General features: G+C 42.9%; 5 protein-coding genes. 1 reads left to right on the forward strand and 4 read right to left on the reverse strand.

Annotated features, from left to right (window positions below; translation table 11 throughout):
• Positions 1 to 10: 10 nt before the first annotated feature.
• From nrfD to Q4533_RS17875, 4 genes are all read right to left on the reverse strand, one after another.
• Positions 11 to 958, reverse strand: a complete 948-nt coding sequence (gene nrfD, locus Q4533_RS17860) for an NrfD/PsrC family molybdoenzyme membrane anchor subunit (RefSeq protein ID WP_102436993.1) — start codon at positions 956 to 958, stop codon at positions 11 to 13.
• The gene (locus tag Q4533_RS17865) at positions 955 to 1,527 is read right to left on the reverse strand and encodes a 4Fe-4S dicluster domain-containing protein (protein WP_144211395.1); all 573 of its coding nucleotides are present in this window, start codon (positions 1,525 to 1,527) and stop codon (positions 955 to 957) included. The genes nrfD and Q4533_RS17865 overlap by 4 nt, the downstream gene beginning before the upstream one ends.
• Before the next feature lie 12 nt (positions 1,528 to 1,539).
• Entirely contained in the window at positions 1,540 to 3,816 is a 2,277-nt protein-coding gene (gene phsA, locus Q4533_RS17870; protein ID WP_303503614.1) for a thiosulfate reductase PhsA, read from the reverse strand.
• Between the two features lie 260 nt (positions 3,817 to 4,076).
• Positions 4,077 to 5,921, reverse strand: a complete 1,845-nt coding sequence (locus Q4533_RS17875; protein ID WP_303503616.1) for a sensor histidine kinase — start codon at positions 5,919 to 5,921, stop codon at positions 4,077 to 4,079.
• A gap of 154 nt (positions 5,922 to 6,075) precedes the next feature.
• On the opposite strand from Q4533_RS17875, the gene Q4533_RS17880 reads away from it, so the two are divergent.
• Entirely contained in the window at positions 6,076 to 6,672 is a 597-nt protein-coding gene (locus Q4533_RS17880; RefSeq protein WP_303503617.1) for a response regulator transcription factor, read from the forward strand.
• Positions 6,673 to 7,504: the final 832 nt, after the last annotated feature.

Here is a 7,504-nt window from a genome sequence, read left to right on the forward strand (position 1 = left end):
AATACCGTCACTAGCTAATATAACTTTGTCCGGCATAAACCACGAAGTGTCTTAGTGCTAATACCCCTAATATGGTGCTACACGACACCGTAATCAAAAAGCCTTTAGTATGCTTCCAGCTTTTGGGTGATAAAGTGCTGGCAAGTACAGGAACCACTAGCCCTAATCCCACAACACCAATCCAGAATACACTCGCCCAAGCACCCGTCGTTATTGCAGAGGTTGCTGCTTGCGCTGCAGGTCCTGAAAAGTTGAGCCCGACAAATAACAATACTAAACAAAGCGCTTCATTAAATGCCACAGGGTATTCAATACGGTGAACTTGCTCGATGCAATCTGATTCTTTCTTACTAAAGAACAAGGTTGCCACCAAAATATTACCCGCTGAGCCCACTGACAATGACGATGCTAAGAATAACGCCGGTAACACCGCAGTATTTAATATCGGATAACTAATTAACGCCGATAATAAAAAACCGGTATACACTCCCACACCCAACGCTAACGCAAATATCAGTTTATTTAAACTACCTTCAACTTTACGGCAGACGTTTATCACTCCCGCTAACCAAGGTGCAAAGCGTATAACTTGCTTATCAAAAACTAATATCGCGAACACAAACACCAATGGAATGTAAACCATTAGCGCTAATACTCCCCATGCCATCACAGAGGTAAAATTATAGTTGAGCAGGATATGATAAAACTCAAACGGCTTAGTTAAATCAAGTACCAACAACGCCATGCCTAAACAAATCGCAGCTGGACCCAGTACCGCAGCAGCTTTGATAACAGGTAAGCCTTCAGTAGGCAGACCTCGGCTTTGCTTGTACCATTTTAGTCCTATAGCCACCAGCATTGAACCTGCTGATAATCCTGCCATAAATAAATACACTGCGATTATCCAATTCCAGACAACCGGATCATATTGCTCCATTGAGCCCCAGATATTATTCATGCTTTAATCCCCCCTCTACGGCTAGGAATACGATAGACCCTTGGCTTAGTGCCAAGATTCGCCTTGTGCTGATAGTGCTGTTTAGTATCAAGTAACTTACTGACTTCAGAAGTCAGATCATTGGCATCACCAAAGGTTAACGCTTGGGTTGGGCATACACTCACACAAGCAGGATCTTCACCTCGCGCTAAACGCGATTCTTTACAGAAATCACACTTATCAGGCGCTTTGGTTTCAGGATTAATGAAGCGTACTTTGTAAGGGCAAGCTGCCACACAATACAAACAACCAACACATTTACCTTCGTTGATAGAGACAATGCCGTCATCATTTACGTAAGCTGCACCTGTCGGGCAAACCTTCACACAAGGTGCATCTTCACATTGCTCACACGAAACACGATTGTACTTAAAATGTAAGTTTGGGAAGTTGCCATAAGGCCCTTCTACTCGAACCTGAATACGAGTAACCGACTCAGGGACATTATTTTCACTGCGGCAAGCTACGTTGCAAGCTTGGCAGCCAATGCACTTGTTTTCATCGTGCACAAGAACATAACGTTTAGTCATAATGAACTCCGCTTAAATCTTAGCTATTTTGACGCCGGTGGTATGTAGATTCATACCTGTAACCGGAGCAGTAATATCGGGAAGAAGGTTGCCACAATGAATACCTTTACCTGTGGCACGAGCAAGCTCTTTGTTTTTAGAACCACAGCCCATATAAGCAAACACGGTGTCAGGTCGAATACCCGGTGTCACCAATGCATGGCCTTCTTCACTGCCGGTGTCGTTATAAATCCGAATAGCATCCCCAGTGGATATATTCAATAACTCAGCAGTCACGGGGTGGATCCACAAGGCATTGTCAGACATGAGATTGGCTAACATCGGCACATTTTGAGTGGCGGCGTTGGTATGAACAGCGACTTTACCTTGGATAAAAAATAGCTCATCCGCTTTTTTCATAGTCACTTCTCGGAACTTAATAATTCCGCGACCCGGTGCCATTTGTTCCACTTTGTCGGAGCTCAGTTCAATCTTGCCAGTAGGTGTTTTAAAGCTCATGTGGCTAGCGTAAGTTTGATCCTCATCAGGGGTTTTAGCATTGGGGTAATCAGCGACAAAATCTTGCACCATACTCGGCTCACGTAACATAAGAGGTTTACCATAGCTCACCCAACCGTCACGTTTGATTTTGTTCAACAGGGCAACATCTTTATCAACTTGGAACAGTTGCAATGTTTCCATTGAATCCCAAGGAAAAAAGTCGCCTTGACCTAACTTGCTGGCTAATTCTTTCCAAATTAACCAGCTTGGTTTGGTATCACCAATGGTATCAACCACTTTTTGACGCACGTAGTAAGCAGGATTTTTACCTGACTTATCGACAATTTCTTCGTCACGCTCGAGGTAAGTTGATTCAGGCAAGAAGATATCGGCGTAGGCAGCACTTTCACTGATGTAGATATCACAAGCCACAATGAAGTCGAGTTTCTGCATCGTCTTAACAATACGCGCTCTGTCTGTCATGGTTTGCATTGGGTTAGTTCGGCTCATAACCCAACCATGAAGCTGGTAAGGTACGGCGTCTAAACTGGCATCCAGAATCGTTTGATATATACCACCAGATGACCACAATAAAGAATACTGTTCATCAACCATATCGATACGCTTAGCATCAATCTTAGGCATATTTTTTACGCCCGGCTTGGCTAACGTAGGTGCAGCCTTTTCACCAGCAAATTTGTTGTATGTCGACGCTTTCTTACCAAAGTACAAACCGCCTTTACGCTCAATATTGCCAACCAAGACGTTGGCTGCATAGATGGCGCGGCGCATTTCAAATTCTTCAGTGGTGAACGAAGAACGATGACCAAAATCAACAAGTGCATGCGGTGCAGCTGCGGCATATTCGTGAGTAATACGGCGGATATCTTCAGCAGGCACATCAGTAATCGATTCCGCCCATTCCGGCGTATAGGCTTGCACTTCTTTAGCAAAATCTTCAAAGCCAGACACATATTGCGCGACAAAATCTTTATCGTATAAATCGTCCTTTATTAAGGTATGGCAAATTGCCAATGCTATGGCGACATCGGTACCAGGTTTAATGGCATACCACTCATCCGCTTTGTCAGCCACAATTGAAAAACGAGGTTCGAATACCACTAACTTGGCGCCCTTTTCCATTTGCGCATTCATCATACCTCGTGTTTCAGACATGTTGATGCCTTCATACAAGTTATGACCAAAGTTAATAATGTATTTTGAATTGCTTAAATCACGCTTGGCTTTAGTGCCAAACATCGCTTTAGCTGCGACAACATAACCCGCAGGACAAGTTGATGCATGGGTGAACGTATTAGGGCTGCCAAAAGCTTTAGCAAGATGAAATAGATGACCTGACAAGGAGCCAGATTTAGAAGAGAAAGCGACCGATTCTGCGCCATGTTTAGCTTTAATCTTATTAAGATTTTCAGCGATGATAGAATAGGCTTCATCCCATTCAATTTCAGCCCATTTACCTTCGCCACGCTCACCAACACGCTTTAGCGGTTTAACAATACGCTGCTTATCATAAAGCTGACTATGGCCTGCTCCACCACGGGCACAAACCGCACCGCCATATGACTTGGCATTTTTGTTGCCTAAGATAGAGACGTTTTTACCATTAACAACACGGGCCGAAATAGGACAGCGCGTAGAACACATTTCACAGATACTAGCGACTGATTCTTCACTTCCGTGTAGCTCAGTCTTACCAAGGGCAGCAATAGAACCAGGTAAGGTTGCAAATGCACACCCTGCGGTTCCAGCTCCAACGCCCTTGATAAAGGTTCGTCGATTTAATTTCATGGTTTATCTCCCAACTGACAATGTTGCCCAAGAACGAAATCGACGGTCATCAACCTAAACTAAGGTCTGCTAATGTGATTGTCGTGTTCCAAGGTTTGCACCATTGTTAACTAGGTTTGAGAGATTGAATATTGTGGTAAACCACATATCTACAAGTCTATAGCATGCTTTGTGACGCTATTCACAGTTCAAAAAATCACCATCACAAACAAGTAAGTTTTACTATTGTGGTAAACCACATATTGAACAAACTCAGAGGTTTATGCCTGTATTTTTTGCTTACTACCGCGCTTTTTTAATGCTATCAGCGCACTACAACCATGGGATTCATCTTCGCGATTTTTAAGTTTAAAGATTCCCTCATGCTCTTTAATCACGTCATTACAGATGGCTAACCCAAGACCTAAGCCTTCTTCTTTAGTGGTAAAAAAGGTCGCCATTACCGCGTCAGAATCTTGCGCTAAACCAGGGCCGTTATCGATGATCACGATATTGACTTGCTGATCCTTAAAGTGGATAGATATACTAATTTCCCCAGTAGTTTCATACAGATGTTCATCAATCGCATCAATACTGTTTTTAATCAGATTGATCAGTACTTGTAACAGCCCAACTCTGTCAGCGGTAATAAAAAACGGCTCACCTTTAATATCTTTAGCCACTTTAATATCACGCCGAGCAAGCTCCAGCCGCAGCAAGGAAATACTCTCATCCACTAGCGTTAGAATATTTACATCATCCATTACCGCTTCTCGGCGCTTCAATAAACCTCTAATACGGTGCACAACCTCACCCGCCCTAGTGGATTGTTTGTGGATTTTTTCTAGCAGTTCTATGGCTGTTTGATTATCTGGTAATTGATGACTTTGTAGGCGCATAATACCGCCTTCACTGTAGCTGGTAATAGCCGCTATGGGTTGGTTTATCTCATGTGCGAGTCCTGCACCAATTTCACCAATAATAGCTGCACTTTGCAGCCGTTCTAGCGCGATTTCTTGCTGCTTTAATTGGCGCTCCGATGCAATTAATGACTCACTTTTTTGATGAAAACGGTATTCAATCCACAAGTGATAAACCGTTGCGACCACAAAAAGAAGTACTGCAAAAATGCCCCAGTGGCGATTATCATTCAACCAATTTCGTAAGGTTTCCCAGCGGTTGACGTCAGTCACCTTAACCCTTAAATCACTAAAGAGTTGAATAACAGCAAGCTGACTGATTGGCGATGTCCATCCCATCAATTGCGCTTTAATGGCTGCGGGGTGGTCTGAAGGTAAATCCATTAATGCTTGGGTAATTTCTTTGCTGAGCACATTACTCACACTTTCGTTCGCAGCAAAAGACCAGTTAGGATAGAGTTTGGTGCTGCATTGGCAATCAAAGCCTTCGGGCTTACTTGGATTTAAAACTCGGTAATCAGCAGCATTAATTAACCCTCTAGCAATCATGTCTTCAAAGGTACATAACGGCGTAATCGCAGCATCGACATTGCCGTCGCGTACTTGATATAACAATGGATCAAGCGGAAAACCTAAAAACTTGACCTCACTAAAGTAATCTTTGGATTTCATACCTAGCTTGTGCATTAAACCGATTGTGGCTTGATACCCTCCCAAAGCATTTGGGTCACTTGCTGCAATCACTTTGTGTTTTAAATCAAATAGGGTGCGATAATCACTATTGGCCTTCACTATAATGGCTGATCCAATAGCCGATGTTGCCCCATTGTGGCGGCGCGATCGCATCGTCGCTAGCCAAGATAATGGATATTGATTGGAGAGATAAAGATATTGTCCAGGGTTGGTAATAATGAATTGAATGCTACCGAGTTCCATAGCCTCATTAAGCGCCTCAAAATCTCCTGGATAGACATTAAAATTCACATCATCAATATGTTTATTTAAATATGCCATCATCGGAGCCCAGCGCTCAGCTGCTTGTTGGTGCCCCCAATTAGCTAATACACCAACATTGAACTCTTGAGGCTTATGCCCGTGAGTACTCAACGCTTGAATGCGCATTTCTTGATTAATAGGCTCAGAAGAGGCTGAAAACGCTGGATACATTGAACATATAACCAGTAAACCCAATATAAAACGCAGCAAGTTAGCATCCTTAATAAATGAACTTTAATAAGCTTACGTTAGAGTCGTCCCTAATCAACGTGATGTGATTCATGCTTTGTGTAAATAAAGTTAGCTAAAGGTTTCAAACTGAGATATTTATCAATTATCGATATGGAGAGTTAAAGGAATTAGCGTGCAAAATATAACTTCTGGCCCGGTATATCTTGTCGATGATGACGAGGCAATTATTGATTCCATCACTTACTTGATGGATAGCTACCACTACAAAATCATTAGCTTCAATTCAGGCAGTACATTCCTTGAATCAATCGATCTGACCCTGCCCGGCTGTGTCATTTTAGATGCCAGAATGCCGGGACTCACAGGTCCTGAAATTCAACAATTATTAAGCGAAGCTCACAGTCCATTATCGGTAATATTTCTCACCGGCCACGGCGATGTTCCCATGGCGGTAGATGCCTTTAAAAAAGGCGCTTTCGACTTTTTCCAAAAACCAGTCCAAGGCAATGTGTTATCGAAATCTATTGAGAATGGTTTGAGTTACAGCGCCAATCAGCATTGGAAGCTTTCTAATATTCGCCTTATTGAAGGGTTGTCTGCACGTGAAAAGCAAATTTTCGAGCTCGTTATCGCAGGCAATACTAACAAGCAAATGTCGAATGAATTGTGCGTCGCGGTGAGAACTATCGAAGTGCACCGCTCAAAACTAATGGATAAGCTTGGGGTACAAAATATTGCTGAATTAATGCTGCTGGCACCTTTGGTTTAGTTATATCTACCAATGTCTTCAATGGATAAAGTTTGAAACTCATTTTTGGACAAAAATCATTTAGAGCTAAAACTCTGAAAGCAACGACTTCCATTAGGTAAAGTATGGTGACCTGATATGTGGTAACGCCGCATTAAGTTGTGAGCAACGCAATACCGAAGTCGCTGCATACCACCTTAAACACTTAAATCAACGACACCTAACGCCACTGTTTAAGCGGAAGGATTAAAAATTAACACTTAAGATGCGGAACAAGAAAAGTATCAGGAGGTGCTAAGGAATTGATATTTTAGGTAAAGAAATTAGCTGACGATGCTAAGGGATCTATGCGGCTAGTAAAAAATGTAACTGCTCTGCACACATCGAAAAAGCGTAAGATCTTACGCCGATATTTACACTATAAAGGTATCACTCGGGCTTGTTCAACACTTGGGATAAGGACGCGGCTACGCGCGGCCTATCCTTATCTGTTATGCGTATTTGGAGAGGACAATGGAGCACAAAGACTGGAACAGTATTTATGTACTCAGGCCGACCGATGGCGCGAAATGCGTAAGCCGTAGAGCAGGAGAGGAAGGATATAACTCGGAAACGATATTTAGCGCAGAAACATCTACTTTTAGAACGTTTGCGGATAAAGGCAATCGATACGTAATTACTATTTGGAAAAACGACGAGTGGTATTACGCATAACGATTTAGTTCACGAGCCGAAGGTCTCGTGTAACGGCTTGTTCTTTACTTTCGGAGAGAGGAGGTTATCGCTACTCAATCCGTGAGTTCATATTCCATGCCCTTGGGGCTTAATTGATGCCCCCTGCGGCGTGAGGGAA

Source organism: Shewanella sp. 6_MG-2023 (assembly GCF_030547195.1).
Taxonomy (GTDB): Bacteria; Pseudomonadota; Gammaproteobacteria; order Enterobacterales; family Shewanellaceae; genus Shewanella.